The sequence below is a fragment of the Microbacterium sp. C23T genome (assembly GCF_053345975.1).
On sequence record NZ_JBKFBD010000011.1, the window covers coordinates 55428 to 71162 of the forward strand.

The following is a 15735-nucleotide window of genomic DNA, read 5'->3' on the forward strand; positions in this document are numbered from 1 at the left end:
GACCCCGAGTCGCGTGAAGGCCCGTCCCCCAAGGGGCGGGCCTTTCGCTTGCCTTCGCGGTCGCCGAGTCAGGCGCCGTACGGCGCCCGCGTGGCGATCACCGTGATCATGCGCTCGAGGGCGAACACCGCGTCGCGCGAGCCGCCCTTGACCTCGGCATCCGCCCGTGCCGTCGCCTGGATCGCGCGGCCGAGACTCTCTTCGTTCCAGCCGACCAGGTCGCGGCGCGCGCGATCGATCTGCCAGTCCTTCATGCCGAGCCGCGAAGCGAGGGCCTTCGCCGGCTCGCGGTTGCCCGCGACCCGCGCCATCGTGCGCAGCTTCATGGCGACGGCCGCGACGAGCGGCACCGGGTCGGCGCCCGAGGCCAGGGCGTGCCGGAGCGCGATGAGCGCCTCACCGTAGCGCCCCGCGATCGCCGTGTCGGCGACCGTGAAGGCCGACGTCTCGACGCGGCCCCCGTAGTAGCGCTCGACGATCTGGTCGGTGATGTCGCCGGGAACGTCCGCGATGAGCTGCTGGCACGCCGCAGCGAGCTCGGTGAGGTCGTCGGCGAACGCGGAGACGAGCGCGCGCAGCGCGGTCGGCGCGATGCGCTTCTTCGCGGCCTGGAACTCGCCCGCGGCGAAGTCGAAGCGGTCCGAGTCACGTTTGACGGCCGGGCACGCGATCTCGACGCCCGAGCCCTCACCCGCACGGATCGCGTCGAGCAGCTTCTTGCCGCGCACGCTCGCACCCGTGTGCCTGAGCACGACCGTCGCGCCGTCCTGCGGCGCGGCGAGGTAGGCGACGGCCTCGGCGAGGAACGTGTCGGAGCACTTCTCGACGCCGCTCACCCGGACCAGCCGCGGCTCGCCGAACAGCGACGGCGAGGTGACGCCGAGGAGTGTGCCGGCGGCATAGTCGTCGGCACGGATGTCGGACACCTCGAGCGTCGGGTCTTCGGCGCGCAGATAGTCGCGCACGCCGGCGATCGCCCGTTCGGCGCAGACCTCCTCAGGCCCGGAGACGAGCACGATCGGCGCCGGCTGCGGGGCCCGCCATGACAACTGGGGAATGGCGCTGCGCGCGGCCTTCGCGGGTGCTCGGCGTGCGGGGGAAGCCATTCCCCCAGCCTACCGACGCCCACCGACGCAGGCCGCCTTCCTTCACCCGCCGCGGTCGCGCCACAGGGACATCGCACCGGTCTCGGCGCTCCACAGCGCGATAGCGCCGTCGCGGTCGGTGCGCAGGATCCTCGCGTCGACGTCGGCGAGGATCTTCAGCGCCTCGTCGCGCGGATGCCCGTAGTCGTTGTCGGCGCCCACCGTGACGAGCGCGATCGACGGCCGTGCGGCGGCGTAGAGTCCTGCGTCCTGATCGGCGCTGCCGTGATGAGCGGTCTTGACGATCGTGTAGGGCGGATCCAGCGCCCCCGATGCCGTCAGCAGCCGCTGCGGCGAGGCAGAGAGGTCGCCGAGCAGGAGGGTCGACGGGATGCCGCCGCCTCGGACGTCGAGCACGACACTCGCATCGTTTCCGGACGGGAAGGCCCGGCTGCCAGCCTTCGGCCAGAGCACCCGCCACCGTGCACCCCCCAGCGACCCGCTGAGCCCGGCGGACGCCTCGGTCGCGCGGGCTCCCCGCGCCGTCAGCGAGGCGATCGCGGCCTGCCCCGTCGCGTCGCCCGGTCCGTGGAGCACTGTGCCGACGCGACCGCGCACCGCATCGAGCCCGCCGATGTGGTCGAGGTCGTAGTGGGTGAGGACGAGCAGGTCGATGCGGTCGATCCCGGCACGCGAGAGGCAGACGGCGAGCGGTTCGGGATCGGGCCCGGTGTCGATCAGCGCGACGGCGCCCTCCGAACGGAGCAGGACGGCATCTCCTTGGCCGACGTCGCAGGCGAGCACCGCCCAGGCGCCGGGCAGGGTCCATCGGCCGGCGATCGTGGTCAGCGCGCCGGCTCCGAGGCCGCCACCGGTCAGCACGGCGACGACCACGATCGCGGTCCCGCGTGTGGCCCGTCGAGCCCGCGAGCCGCCGCGGTCGAGCGCGATCGCGAGCCCGATCGACAGGCCCACCCCCGCGAGGGCCACCGCGCCGGGGATGCCCTCCAGCCAGGGCAGCGCGTCGGCGGGGAGCGCCGATGCGGTCGTCGCCGTCGCGGCGATCCATGACGCCGGCAGCCAGGCGAGTGCCGCGAGACCCCACTGCAGCCACGGCAGCGGGGCGCTGAGACACGCCGCGAGCCCGAGCACGGTCGCCGCCGGTGCTGCAGGGCCGGCGAGGAGGTTGGCGAGCACGCCGTAGACGGGCACCGTCGGCTCGATGAGGATCAGCAGCGGGCCGCACGCGAGCTGGGCGGCGAGCGGCACCGCGAGGGCGAGCGCCAGCGGCCGCGGGACTGCTCTGGCCAGGCCGGTGGCGAGCGGACGCGCCCAGAGCAGCAGAGACCCCGTCGCGACGACCGAGAGAGCGAATCCGAGCGAGGCGGCGAGCCACGGATCCAGCACGAGGAGCAGGGCGACGGCGACTGACAGCAGGGCCATACCCGCACCGGCGCGGCCGAGCAGCACGGCGAGCATCGCGATCGCGGCCATCGCAGCCGCGCGCACGACGCTCGGCTCCGGCGTGACCAGGAGCACGAAGCCGGCGAGGACCGCGATTCCGCAGGCGACGCGAAGCTCTCTCGAGGCACCGAGTGCGGCGGCGAGGGCGAACGCGATGCCGACGACGAGCGCGCAGTTGGCGCCCGACACGGCGGTGAGGTGCGACAGCGAGGACTCCTTCATCGCGGCGTCCAGGGACGGCGACACGATCGACGTGTCGCCCACCGCGAGTCCCGGTACGAGCCCCGCGCCCTCCCCGGGCAGACCGTGCACGGCCGCGACGAGCCCTCGGCGCAAGCCACCGGCGACGGCTGCGGCGCCGCTCGGCGGCTTCACCACCTCCACCCCGCGCGACGCCCACACCTCGAGCACCGCCCGCTCCCCCGGACGTCCGGGTTTCGCGGTGCCGTGGGCGTCGACGGTGGAGCCGACGTCGAGCTGCCAGAGGCGGTCGACGTCGTCCGGCGAGACCCGCACGGCGATCTCGACCCCTGCGCCGTAGATCTCATCGCCGATCGTCACGCGGGACGCCCGGGCATCGAAGGCGAGCGAGCCGTCGGCGCGTCGCTCGATCTTGCCGATGACGTCCGCGCGGATGGCGACGGCCCGGCCGCCCGTGAGGGCGAGATCCTCGACGGCGGTCCGGGCCGGCTGTGCGAGGGCGACGTGCGACGCGGCGGCCGCGGAAGCCGCCCCCGCGAGCACGACGATCACGAGCGCACGGCGCACGGCGGCCCGAGGCATCCGGAATCGCGCCCGTGCGCCGCCCTGGCGAGACGGATGGCCGTCGCGTGTGCTCAGGCTCAGGACAGCCGTCGTCAGGCCGAGGACGAGCGCCCAGAGGGTGAGAGCGATCCAGGGCGATGCCGCAGGAGCGAGGATCGCGGCGGCGGCGACGGCCCAGCATGCTGCCGCGACCGGGACCAGCCGCAGTCCGAGTCGGCGACGCACGTCACACCGTCACGAGGTCGCGCAGCGACTCGAGCATCTTGTCGCCGATGCCGGGGACGGCGAGCAGATCCTCGATGCTCGTGAATCCGCCGTTGTCGTCGCGCCACGCGATGATGCGCTCGGCGAGCGCCGGACCGATGCGTGGCAGCGTCTCGAGGAGAGTCGCGTCGGCCGTGTTGAGATCGACGCGCGTCTCGGCCGGCGGCGCGGGTCCGGGTGCTCCCGCGGTCGGCGGCGCCTCCCCTTCGCGGGGCACGGGCAGCTGTTCGCCGTCGTCGAGCGTGCGCGCCAGGTTGACCGCGTCGCGGTCCGCATCATCGGCGAACCCGCCGGCGGCCGCGATCGCATCGACGACGCGGGAGCCCGTCGGGAGCACGTACAGGCCAGGGGTGCGCACCGCACCCGAGACGTGCACGTAGAGCCTTGAGGCGGGTGTCGCCGCGGCCGCGGGCGTCTGGTCGATGACCACCTCGTCGACAGGTGCCATCGCGCCGCGAAGGATGCCGATCCCGACAGTGATCGCCAGCGCGGCGATCACGAGCGCGACGACGGCGCCGATCCCGAGACGGGGACGCGCGGTGAGGGGCGGGGGCGACGCGCCCTCGGAGCGGTCGCCGGCGGTCACGGCCCCACGCTAGGAGGCGGGAGGGGCCGGAGACGCAGCGGGTCCCGGGGATGTGCATACCCCCGGGACCCGGTCCTCCTGTGGAGGAGGCTCAGTGCGTGCTGAAGCTGACGACCTTCGGCGGACGGACGACCACCCGCGTGATCTCGCGTCCTGCGAGCGAGCGCACCACCTTCTCATCGGCGCGGGCGAGTCGCTCGAGCTCGGCGGCGTCGATGCGGGCGGGCACCCGGAGGGTGCCGCGCACCTTGCCGTCGACCTGCACGACCGCGGTGACGCTCTCCTCGACGAGGAGGGTGGGGTCGGCGGTGCGCCACGGCACGAGGCCGACGAACCGGTCGTACCCGAGGATCTCCCACATCTCCTCCGCCAGGTGCGGAGCGAACAGGTCGAGGATCATCGCCGTGGCCTCGGCGGCCTCGCGGACGGCGGGGTCGGCGGGTCCGGCGCCGGTGTCGATGACCTTGCGCGTCGTGTTGACCAGCTCCATCAGGCGCGCCACGACGACGTTGAACTTGGTCTGCTCGACGAGGCCCGGAGCGTCCGCGAGGAGGCGGTGGGTCACGCGACGCAGCGCGACGTCGCCCTCGGCCCACACCACGTCGGGATCGCTCGTGACGTCCGAGGCGACACGCCAGGCGCGGGCCAGGAACTTCTGGGCGCCCGTGGTCGACACGTCCTCCCAGTTGATGTCGTCCTCGACCGGGCCGGCGAACGCGATCGCCGTGCGCACCGCATCGGCGCCGGGGTCGACCATGCTCGACGCGAACTCGACGAGGTTGCCCTTGGACTTCGACATCTTCGAGCCGTCGAGGAGCACCATGCCCTGGTTGATGAGGCTCGAGAAGGGCTCCGTGAAGTCGATGAGGCCCATGTCGAAGAGGACCTTGGTGATGAACCGCGCGTAGAGCAGGTGCAGGATCGCGTGCTCGACGCCGCCGATGTACGAGTCGACGGGGGCCCAGCGGTCCGCCTCGCGCGACGGGAACGCCTCATTCGGATCGTTCGGCGCCAGGAAGCGGAGGAAGTACCACGAGCTGTCCACGAACGTGTCCATCGTGTCGGGGTCGCGGAGCGCCGGCTCGCCCGTCTCGGGGTCCGTGGCCTTCATCCACTCCGTCGCGCCGCCGAGCGGCGACGTGCCCTTGGGTGCGAGGTCGAGTCCGTGCGCGTCGGGCAGGCGCAGCGGCAGCTGGTCCTCGGGAACGGGCACGATGCGGCCGTCCTCGGTGTGGATCATCGGGATCGGCGTGCCCCAGAACCGCTGGCGCGAGATGAGCCAGTCGCGGAGGCGATACGACTTCGCGGCGCGCCCGGTACCGGCAGCCTCGAGCTGCTCGATGATGCGCGCGATGGCGTTGCGCTTGGAGAGTCCGTCCAGCGAACCCGAGTTGACGAGGCGTCCCTCGCCGGTCAGCGCGATGCCGGTCGTCGCGGGGTCGAGGTCGGACAGCGTCTCGAGAGGGCCCGGATCGATCGGCACACCCTCCTCGTCGAGCTCGATGACCGGGATCGCGCCCGTGATCGGCGCCGTGGTGTCGACGACGACCTTGACGGGCAGGTCGAACGCCCGCGCGAAGTCGAGGTCGCGCTGGTCGTGTGCGGGCACCGCCATGACGGCGCCGTGGCCGTAGTCGGCCAGCACGTAGTCCGCGGCCCAGATGGGCAGGCGCTCCCCGTTGACGGGGTTGACGGCGAAGCGGTCCAGGAACACGCCGGTCTTCGGACGATCGGTGCTCTGGCGCTCGATCTCGGTCTCGCGCTGCACGCTCTCGAGGTAGTCCTGGAACCGCATGCGCACGTCGGCCGACGAACCGGCGGCGAGCTCGGCCGCCAGGTCGCTGTCGGGGGCCACGACCATGAAGGTCGCGCCGTGCAGTGTGTCGGGTCGGGTCGAGAAGACGGTGACCTTCTCGGCGCGGCCCTCGATCTCGAAGTCGATGTCGGCGCCCACCGAGCGGCCGATCCAGTTCCGCTGCATGCGGATGACCTTCTGCGGCCAGAAGCCCTCGAGCTGGTTGAGGTCGTCGAGCAGGCGGTCGGCGTACTCGGTGATCTTGAAGTACCACTGCGTGAGCTTCTTCTTGATCACCTCGGCGCCGCAGCGCTCGCAGTGGCCGTCGACGACCTGCTCGTTGGCGAGCACGGTCTGGTCGTTGGGGCACCAGTTGACCGGGCTCTCCTTGCGGTACGCCAGGCCGCGCTCGTAGAGGCGCTGGAACAGCCACTGGTTCCAGTGGTAGTACTCGGGGTCGCTCGTGTGGAGGATGCGGCTCCAGTCGTACGAGGAGCCGTACTCGCGGAAGCTCTTCTTGTGCTGCTCGATGTTCGCGTAGGTCCACTCGCGCGGGTCGGCCCCGCGCTGGATCGCCGCGTTCTCGGCGGGGAGGCCGAACGAGTCCCACCCGATCGGGTTCAGGACGTTGTAGCCGCGGTGACGCCAGAATCGCGCGACGATGTCGACGTAGGCGTAGCTCTCGGCGTGGCCCATGTGGAGGTCGCCGGAGGGGTACGGGAACATGCCGAGCACGTACTTGCGGGGGCGCGTGTCGTCGGCGCCGCCGGCGCGGAACGGGTCGGCCTCGGCCCAGCGCGCCTGCCACTTCTGCTGGATCGAGTAGGCGTCGTAGCCCTCTGTGGGCGCAGAGGTGTCGGGGGTTTCGGTCTGACTCACGTGGAAAGTGCCAATCATGGAAGCCGGAAAGCGCGCGCAGCGCACGAAGCGCGTCTTCCAGGTTAGCGGAACGGGCGGTTCACCAGCCCGGCGGCAATGCGGCGCCCAGCGCGGCGAGGGGCCCGCGCGCCTTGATCCCGACCTCGGCGACCTCGGCCGCGGCATCCGATCGCCACGTGATGCCGCCGCCGGCACCCACGTACGCGCGCTCGGGCCTGACGACGATCGAGCGGATCACCATCGCGAGATCGAGCGCGCCGTCGTCGCCGATCCAGCCGAAGCAACCCGAGAACACACCGCGCGGGGCGCCCTCCAAGCCGTGCAGGATGGTCATCGCGGACAGCTTCGGCGCCCCCGTCATCGAGCCCGCCGGGAAGGTCGCCCCGAGCAGGTCGTCGAGGGTCGTGCCGGTCGCGAGCTCGCCTGACACGGTGCTCACGAGCTGGTGCACCGCGGGGTACGACTCGACCTCGAGGAGAGCGTCGACGCCCACGGTGCCCGCCATGCACACGCGCGAGAGGTCGTTGCGCATGAGGTCGACGATCATGACGTTCTCGGCGCGCTCCTTCTCGCTCGCGCGGAGTTCGGCCGCCAGCGCGGCGTCTTCCCCGGCGTCCGCGCCGCGCGGGCGGGTGCCCTTGATCGGGCGTGTGCGCACCACCGCTCTGCCGTCGGGTGCTCCCTCGACGTGGAGGAACTGCTCCGGGCTCGCGCTGAGCAGAGCGGTGTCGCCCGAGCGGATGAATCCCCCGTGGTGCGCGGGCGTGGCCGCCCGGAGGCGGGCATAGACCGCGACGGGATCGACGGATGCCTCGACCTCGAACCGCGTCGTCAGGCACAGCTGGTAGGCGTCGCCCTCACGGATCGCGTCGCGACAGCGTTCGATGAGGCCGGCGTACTCCTCGGGGCGGTGACGGGCGTGCGCGACCGCGTCGCGTCGGGCAGGTGAGGGCGGGCCCGGCGTGCCGGTCGCCGCGATGACCGAGGCGGCGAGCTCATCGACGTCCGTCGCGGAGCCGTACACGCGGACGCTCTGACGCGCGTGGTCGAATGCGACGAGGCGCTCCACCCGCAGCCACAGATCCTGCGGGACTCCGTCGGCCTCGCGGGACGCCGGCGCTCCCGCGCGCGCCGCAGCGTCGTCGTAGCCGGTCCAGCCCACCCATCCCCCGCGCAACGGGCTCTCGCCATCGGCAGCCGTGACGCCCGTGCAGGTCATCGCCTTCACCTGCGCCGGGTCGTCCGGAGACCCCGCGCCCATCCAGCTCCATCCCTCGCGGGCGTCGGGTCCGGCATCCAGCCAGAAGGAGTGCGGCTCGTCTGCGAAGACGGCGCTGAAGACGGATGCCGGATCCACCCAGTGCGCGACGTCCGCGGCGGCGAGGGGCTCCGTCATGTTCCCAGGTTAGAGGGGTGCGCAGAGCTCTAGGCTCATGGCGTGAACGAGTTCCTGACGTGGCTGCTCGACGCCGTCCAGAGCGTCGACCCGATCGTCAGGACGCTCCTCGCCGGAATCGCGATCATGCTCGAGACCAGCGTGCTGATCGGGCTCGTCGTTCCCGGCGACACGATCGTGATCGTCGCCGGCACCGCGGTCTCGTCGGTGCTCGAGGGCGTGATCCTCGGCATCGCGGTGGTCGTCGGCGCCCTCATCGGCGAGAGCATCGGGTTCTGGCTCGGACGCTACCTCGGCCCGCGCATCCAGCACTCGAAGCTCGGGCGCCGTATCGGCGAGGAGAACTGGGCGCGCTCGGAGAGATACCTGAGACGTCGCGGCGGCCCCGCGATCTTCATCTCACGGTTCCTGCCGGTGCTGCACTCGCTCGTGCCGCTCACCGTCGGGATGAGCGGCTACCCCTACCGGCGGTTCCTCGCGTGGACGGTCCCGGCGTGCGTGATCTGGACGACGCTGTACATCTCGGTCGCCGCCCTGGCAGCGGGCACGTACCGCGAGCTCGCGGATCAGATCCACTACGCCGGCTACATCTTCGTGGGCGTGATCGTGCTGTTCCTCGTGCTCGTCTACGTGAGCAAGAAGGTCATCGAGCGGGCCGAGCGCAAGCACCTCGAGCACGACGGGCCCGACGAGTCCCCCATGGCGGACATGAAAGACTGAAGGGGTGCCCCACACCGATCCCCAGAATGTGCGCGCCAAGGTCCTGTGGCTCGCGCGCCTGGAGTACCGGTTCCACGCGTGGCGCGAACGGCGTGCGCGCCGGCGCGGCCAGACACCCACCGTCACGCCCTTCCCGGGCTACGGGGGCACCGACTGGGTGCGGGTCCTCGGCCGCGTGATGATCGTCCCGCCCGTGAAGGAACGCACGTCCGGCGAGTACGCCGGCGTCCGCGGCTGGCGAAGCTTCGCCGCGGTCCCGATCGGGTACGCGCAGGTCACGGTGACGATCGCGGGCGTCGACCACGACGTGGTCGCCGACCGCGGCGGGGTCATCGACACGAGGCTCCCCGCGGACCTCGAGCCCGGCTGGCAGACCTTCACGATGTCGGTGGAGGGCGGCACGCCGGTCGAGACACGGGCGTACATCGTCGCGCCGGATGTCACGTTCGGCATCGTGTCGGACGTCGACGACACCGTCATGGTCACGGCCATCCCCCGCCCGCTGCTCGCGGCGTGGAACTCGTTCGTGGTGAACGAGCACGCGCGCCAGCCGGTCCCCGGCATGGCGGTGCTGATGGAGCGTGTCGTGCGCGAGAACCCCGGCGCCCCGCTCATCTACCTCTCCACCGGTGCATGGAACATCGCGCCCACCCTCATGCGGTTCCTGAGCCGCCACGTCTTCCCGCCGGGTTCGCTGCTGCTCACCGATTGGGGCCCGACCCACGATCGCTGGTTCCGCAGCGGCAAGGCCCACAAGCTCTCCAACCTCCGCCGCCTCGCCGAGGAGTTCCCCCAGGTGCGGTGGCTCCTCATCGGCGACGACGGCCAGCACGACGACGCGATCTACACGACTTTCACCGACGAGCACCCGTCGCGGGTCGTGGCCGTCGCCATCCGCCGCCTCTCCCCCGCAGAGGCGGTCCTCGCGGGCGGGCGCACCGCCGTGAACGACCACGCCGCCGCCGAGGTGCCCTGGGTGAGCGACAGCGACGGCGCCGGCCTGCTGGAGCGGCTCGAGGATGTCGGCGTGCTCGGTGCCGCCGGCGCACTCGAGGCCTGATCGGTCCCCCTCTGCTCCGACGTCGGCGGCCCCGCGTAGGCTGGCCGCATGTGCGGACGCTTCGTAGTGGCCAGCGCCGGCTCCGACCTCGTCGGGGTGCTGCGCGTCGACGTCGAGGGTGACGATCTCCCGGCTCCGTCGTTCAACGTGGCGCCGACCGCCAGCGCCGCGATCGTGCTCGACTCGGCGAAGACCGAGCCGCCGACCCGCCGGCTCGAGGCCGCCCGCTGGGGACTCATCCCGTCGTGGGCGAAAGACACCAAGATCGGTGCGCGGGCGTTCAACGCCCGGGCGGAGGAACTCGAAGACAAGCCCATGTTCCGCAGCGCGCTCGAGAAGCGCCACGCGGTGGTGCCGGTGTCGGGGTACTACGAGTGGAAGAACGTCGACGGCACGAAGATCCCGCACTACATCCATCCCGCCGACGGTGAGCCGCTGTTCCTCGCGGGCCTGTACGAGTGGTGGCGGGACAAGACCAAGGGCGACGACGACCCGGAGCGCTGGCTGCTGAGCTTCACGATCCTCACCCGCGATGCGATCGGCCACCTCGGCTCGATCCACGACCGCATGCCGCTGTTCCTCGACCCCGACCACGCCGATGCGTGGCTCGACCCGACAACCGACAACGTGCGCGATGTGCTCGACGCGGCGATCGACGCGGCTCCCGCCCTCGCCGACACCCTCGACGACCACGAGGTGTCGAAGGATGTCGGCAACGTCCGCAACAACTCTCCGGAACTCATCGAGCCCGTCGAGGCCTGATCCGCACCCGGGGCCCGTCGAGGCCTGATCCGCACCCAGGGCCTGCCGAGGCGCGCCCGCGTATCCTCAAACGGTGACGATCGCGCCTCCTGAAGCCCCGGTGCTCGCCGGCGGCATCTGGCGCGCACGCGAGGCGGCGCACGAGGAGCGTGCCCGAGCGCTCACGGCCGCGCACCGCGTCCGGGCCGCGCGCGGCGAGAAGCACCCCGTCGAGGACTTCCTCTTCACGTACTACTCGTACAAGCCCGCTGTCCTGCACCGTTGGCATCCCGGTGAGGGCATCGAGTTGGCGGATGCCGCCTCCGACGCCCGCGCCGGATGGCGCTGGTACCGGCCCGGCACTGTGCCCGGCGCTCTCGCCGTGGACGGTGACGGCTTCCGCGCCGAGCGGGGCGCGCTCGTGGCCAACGTGGGGCGGATCCTCCGGGCCACCGCCGGCCGCGCCCCCGGCTTCGGGTGCTTCGGCCTGCACGAGTGGGCCATGGTGTACCGGCAGCGAGAGCACCGGCATCCCGTTCCGCTCCGACTGGGACAGGACGCGACCGACGCGGTGGTCGAGGCGCACGACCTCCGCTGCACGCACTTCGACGCATTCCGTTTCTTCACGCCTGACGCCGTCCCGCGCAACCGTGACACACCCACGCGCGAGACCCAGTCCGCGCTCGAGCAGCCCGGCTGCCTTCACGCCGGTATGGATCTGTACAAGTGGGCGGTCAAGCTCGGACCGCTCGTGCCGGGCGAGGTGATGCTCGACGCATTCGAGCTCGCCAGGGACATCCGCGTGCTCGACATGCGGGCGTCGCCGTACGATCTCGCGGACTGGGGCTACGCGCCCGTACCGATCGAGACCGCGGAGGGCAAGGCGGCCTACGTACGGGAGCAGCGCGGCTTCGCAGAGCGCGGACAGGTCGTCCGCGCCAGGCTCATCGAGATCGCTGGCGGCTGAGTCACTCGGCGGGATCGGCGCAGGTCGTGCACGGGAGCTCGCCGTCCCCGGCCTCGGCGACCGCGAGACGCAGCTCCATCACACGGGTCGCCGCCTCCTCAAGGCGCTCGGCCGGCACCGCCCCCGACTCCACCGCCGCGACGATGCCGTCGACGATCTGCGGGGCCGTGTCGGGCGTCGAGGAGACGACCGTCAGCAGCATGTCGTTGCCGGCCGCGAGGGCGTTGACGGCATTCGCCACGGGGTCGGCGTACTCGGGCAGGCCTGAGCCCTCCAGCATGCCCAGGTCGTCGGTGATCGTCACGCCGTCGAAGCCGAGCTCGTCCCGGGCGATGCGGTGCCATTCGGGCGACAGGCTCGCGGGTGCCGGGTCGACCGAGGTGTAGGCGAGATGACCGAACATCAGGAGCTCGGCGCCGGCATCGACCCCCGCCTGGAACGGCAATGCGTCGGTGGCGCGCCACTGATCGAGCGGCATCGTGGTCGACGGGATCGAGGAGTGGGAGTCGCCGGGTGCCGCGCCGTGACCCGGGAAGTGCTTGAGCGTCGAGAAGACGTTTCCCTTCTCGCCGTTCACCGCGGCGGCCACGTGGGCGGCCGCCATGTCGGGGGTCGTGCCGAGGACGCGACGATGGATGAACGAGTTCGGGTCGGCCGTGACGTCCGCCACGATGCCGAAGTTGACGGGGATGCCCGCCTGGCGCACGAGCGCCGAGCGCCCCGCGTACGCGGCCTCCACCGTGGCGGGATCGGCCTGCTGCAGCTCGAGCGGTGACGCGAGATCGTCCCACGGCAGCCGCGACACGTCGCCGCCCTCCTGGTCGATGGCGATGAGCGGCGGCCGTGCCGGGTCGACGGTGAGCGATGCGGTGATCTCCTCGAGTGCCGCCTCGTCCTCGGGGATGTTCGCGCCCATGAGCAGGAAGCCCCCGGCGCCGGTGGATTCCATGTACGAGCGCAGGGCCGCGGCATCCGTCGTCGGAATGTGCCCCATCACGACGCTCGCCGCGCGCTCCCGAAGCGACATCGAGGAGACGGCCTGCTCAGCCGGCGAGAGGCCCGCCGCGTCGGGCGTCGGGGTCGTCGTGGCCGAGGGCGACGACGTCGGCGACGGCTTCGCGGTAGGGGTCGCCGCGCACGAGGCGCAGACGATCGCCGCGGCTGCGACGACCGCGGCGAGCAGGAGGGAACGTCGCGCCGCAGTCACTCGAACAGCCTAAGCGCGGTCGGCGATCAGTGGCGCGCGACGATGGCCGCGGCATCCGTCCCCGAAGGCAGCACACCGTACTGCGCGCCACGGTCCTCGCCCAGGCGGGCGGCGATGAACGTGTCGGCGTCCTGCCCCGGCGCGTGGCGCAGCATGAGGGACGCCTGGAACGCGAGCGCGAGGTCCTCGCTGAGCCGACGGGCCTGTGACGGTGCTTCGTCCGGATCGGCCGCGAGACGCTGCAGCAGGGCGAGGGTGCGTTCCACGTGCCGATCGAGGACCGCCGAGGAGCCTGCCGTGGTCGCGAGCTCGTCGGCGAAGGCCTCGCCGGACGCGCGGTCGCGCGTGAGCGCCCGCAGCACGTCGAGGGCGATGACGTTGCCCGAGCCCTCCCAGATCGCCATGACGGGCTGCTCGCGGTACCGGCGGGCGAGCGGGAAGGTCTCGGTGTAGCCGTTGCCGCCGAGGCACTCGAGCGCCTCGTAGGCATGGTGCGGGCCGCGCCTGCACACCCAGTACTTCGACACCGGCGTGGCGAGACGGCGGAGCGCGATATCGCGATCGGATGCCTCGGCCTCGAAGAGCTGCGCGAGGCGCAGGCCGGTGAGCATCGCGGCTTCGTACTCGAGGGCGAGGTCTGCGAGCACGCCGGTCATCGCGGGCTGGTCGACCAGGAGCGCGCCGAAGGCCTCACGCCCGCGCGCGTGCCAGACCGCCTCGGCGACCGACTGCCGCATGCCCGCGGCGGTGCCCAGGACGCAGTCGAGGCGCGTGCGCTGGACCATCTCGATGATCGCCCGGACTCCACGGCCCGGCTCGCCGATCAGGAACCCGATGGTGCCGTCGAACTCGACCTCCGCAGACGCGTTCGAGCGGTTGCCGAGCTTGTCTTTGAGCCGCTGGATGCGGAACGCGTTGCGCATGCCGTGCGGCGACAGGATGCGCGGCACGAACACGCACGTGAGACCTTCGTCCACACCGCGGGTGCGCGTGTGGGCGAGCACGAGGAAGCCGTCCGACATCGGGGCGGAGCAGAACCACTTGTGCCCCGTGAGCTGGTAGGCGTGTCCGCCCATCGACTCGCCCACGGTGGTGCCGGCGCGGACGTCGGAGCCGCCCTGCTTCTCGGTCATCGCCATCCCGATGAGGGCGCTCGCCTTGCCCCCGTCGACGATGAGCCTCGGGTCGTACTCGCGCGAGTACAGACGCGGGAGCCACTCGTCGGCGACCCACGGCGAGCCCTCGATCGAGGCGACCGCGGCGTGCGTCATCGACACCGGGCACGCGTGACCCGGCTCGACCTGCGCGAACAGCATGAACATCGCCGCGCGGGCGACGTGCGCCCCCGGCCGAGGTTCCGCCCATGCCGAGGTGTGGGCGCCACGCGCGACCGCCTCGGCGATCACGCGGTGGTAGGAAGGGTCGTATTCCACCTCATCGAGGCGGAAGCCCCACCGGTCGTGGGCGTGGGCGACCGGGGTGTGCACGTTCGCGAGATGCGCGTCGCGCTGGAACGGCCCCGAGCCGACGAGCGCGCCGGCCTCGCGGAGGCCGTCCTCCGCCCACTCGGCCCCGAGCGCGCGTACCGCCGTGCCGAGGGGCGCGTTCAGTCCGTACTCGTCGACGTCGACGCGCCAGGGCGGCTGGTTCTCGACGTAGTGCGTCGCCGCACCGATCACCCGCTGCCCTCGCGCGAACGAGGTCATGACGTCTCCGTCTCCCCCGCCCCGGCACCCGCCATCGCGAGCGTGTACTGCTCCCCCGGGCTGAGCGGCGCGCGCGTCACGATGTCGTGGACGAAGGCGAGCTTGTGCCGCACCGGCGTCACGATCGTGAACGGATACAGGTCGCCGAAGCCCATCGATCGGTTGATGCGGTTGAACGCCTGCGACAGCCACTCCCAATCGGTGAGCAGCCTCTGGATCGGCTCGTTCTCGTACGACTCGAGCGGGACGACATCCGTGTCGCGGAGGTTCGTCACCGACGCATCGAGATGGATGCCGATGACCGCGGCGGTCTGCAGCGTGCCGGTGATGTGGAGGTAGTGGGCGAACGTCTCGGCGAAGTCCTCCCACGGGTGCATCGTCGCGTACTCGGAGATGAAGGCCTCGTGCCAGTCGGAGGGGGCCCCGAACGAGTAGTGGCGCTTCAGGGCGTCGCGGTAGCTCGTGCGCTCGTCGCCGAAGAGCTCGCGACACCGCGCCCAGAGCTCGTCGTCGGCGAGGAGGACGTTCTGGTAGTAGTGGCCGACCTCGTGCCGCAGGTGGCCGAGGATGGTGCGGTACGGCTCGCCGAGCCGCACGCGCAGAGCCTCGCGGCGGTCGTCGAGGCTCTCGGCCAGGTCGATCGTGATGATGCCGTTGGCGTGCCCGATCGTGACCGGCTTGCCGTCGGAGAGGCTGGAGATCAGGTCGAACCCGAGCCCGCCCTTCTCGACGTCCCAGCCGACGATCGGCAGGCCCAGATCGGCGAGCTGCAGGAGGAGCCGGCGCTTCGCCTCCTCGGTCTTCGCGAGCTTCTCGAGCGCGACGGTGTCGTCCGCCGCGGGACGGCGGCGCGTGAGCCGGCAGGAGAAGCAGCGGCCGGCGGGCGCGTTCTCCCACACCAGCCAGTTGCACGCCCACTCCCGGTTCGAGCAGGTGTACCAGGTCTCGCCGTCGATGACGGCCTGACCGTGACGGAGACCGAAGAACTCGCGTGTCGGGATGTGGTAGCCGATCTCGGCTTCGCAGTTCGGACACTGCAGGGTGTCCAGGTAGACGAAGTGGCGACAATGCGGACAGCGGGGCTGCGAGGTCACGCTCTC

The 15735-nt window shown here is 71.8% G+C and carries 12 protein-coding genes; 4 read left to right on the top strand and 8 right to left on the bottom strand.

The annotated features are described in order from the left end of the window. Positions 1-68 precede the first annotated feature (68 nt). The 5 genes from holA to ACLBXX_RS07975 form a co-directional block, all read right to left on the bottom strand. Complete coding sequence (gene holA / locus ACLBXX_RS07955; RefSeq protein WP_447657593.1) at positions 69-1106, bottom strand: DNA polymerase III subunit delta; 1038 nt, start codon at positions 1104-1106, stop codon at positions 69-71. Between the two features lie 42 nt (positions 1107-1148). Next, positions 1149-3539, bottom strand: coding sequence for a ComEC/Rec2 family competence protein (locus ACLBXX_RS07960; RefSeq protein WP_447657594.1), 2391 nt, complete (start codon positions 3537-3539; stop codon positions 1149-1151). Between the two features lies 1 nt (position 3540). After that, positions 3541-4098 carry a helix-hairpin-helix domain-containing protein gene (locus ACLBXX_RS07965; RefSeq protein WP_447657636.1) on the bottom strand — a complete coding sequence of 186 codons (558 nt, stop codon included), beginning with the start codon at positions 4096-4098 and terminating at the stop codon, positions 3541-3543. A 157-nt stretch (positions 4099-4255) separates the two neighbouring features. Continuing rightward, positions 4256-6856 carry a leucine--tRNA ligase gene (gene leuS / locus ACLBXX_RS07970; protein WP_447657595.1) on the bottom strand — a complete coding sequence of 867 codons (2601 nt, stop codon included), beginning with the start codon at positions 6854-6856 and terminating at the stop codon, positions 4256-4258. 61 nt (positions 6857-6917) lie between these two features. Continuing rightward, positions 6918-8234 (bottom strand): anthranilate synthase component I family protein, encoded by a 1317-nt coding sequence (locus tag ACLBXX_RS07975; protein WP_447657596.1) that lies wholly within the window; start codon positions 8232-8234, stop codon positions 6918-6920. 42 nt (positions 8235-8276) lie between these two features. On the opposite strand from ACLBXX_RS07975, the gene ACLBXX_RS07980 reads away from it, so the two are divergent. The 4 genes from ACLBXX_RS07980 to ACLBXX_RS07995 all read left to right on the top strand — a co-directional run bounded on the left by ACLBXX_RS07980 (position 8277) and on the right by ACLBXX_RS07995 (position 11722). After that, positions 8277-8954 (top strand): DedA family protein, encoded by a 678-nt coding sequence (locus ACLBXX_RS07980; protein ID WP_447657597.1) that lies wholly within the window; start codon positions 8277-8279, stop codon positions 8952-8954. 4 nt (positions 8955-8958) lie between these two features. After that, a complete protein-coding gene (locus ACLBXX_RS07985) occupies positions 8959-10014 on the top strand; it encodes an App1 family protein (protein WP_387137344.1) in 1056 nt (351 codons plus the stop codon). A gap of 48 nt (positions 10015-10062) precedes the next feature. Continuing rightward, the gene (locus ACLBXX_RS07990; RefSeq protein ID WP_447657598.1) at positions 10063-10776 is read left to right on the top strand and encodes an SOS response-associated peptidase; all 714 of its coding nucleotides are present in this window, start codon (positions 10063-10065) and stop codon (positions 10774-10776) included. A gap of 73 nt (positions 10777-10849) precedes the next feature. Continuing rightward, positions 10850-11722, top strand: coding sequence for a 3-methyladenine DNA glycosylase (locus ACLBXX_RS07995; RefSeq protein ID WP_447657599.1), 873 nt, complete (start codon positions 10850-10852; stop codon positions 11720-11722). A 1-nt stretch (position 11723) separates the two neighbouring features. On the opposite strand, the gene ACLBXX_RS08000 is transcribed toward ACLBXX_RS07995, so the two are convergent. The 3 genes from ACLBXX_RS08000 to ACLBXX_RS08010 are packed head-to-tail and all read right to left on the bottom strand — an operon-like array spanning position 11724 to position 15729. Continuing rightward, positions 11724-12929, bottom strand: coding sequence for a glycoside hydrolase family 3 N-terminal domain-containing protein (locus ACLBXX_RS08000; RefSeq protein ID WP_447657600.1), 1206 nt, complete (start codon positions 12927-12929; stop codon positions 11724-11726). Positions 12930-12955: 26 nt separating this feature from the next. Beyond that, entirely contained in the window at positions 12956-14635 is a 1680-nt protein-coding gene (locus ACLBXX_RS08005; protein WP_447657601.1) for an acyl-CoA dehydrogenase family protein, read from the bottom strand. Next, complete coding sequence (locus tag ACLBXX_RS08010; RefSeq protein WP_310291043.1) at positions 14632-15729, bottom strand: zinc-binding metallopeptidase family protein; 1098 nt, start codon at positions 15727-15729, stop codon at positions 14632-14634. The genes ACLBXX_RS08005 and ACLBXX_RS08010 overlap by 4 nt, the downstream gene beginning before the upstream one ends. Positions 15730-15735: the final 6 nt, after the last annotated feature.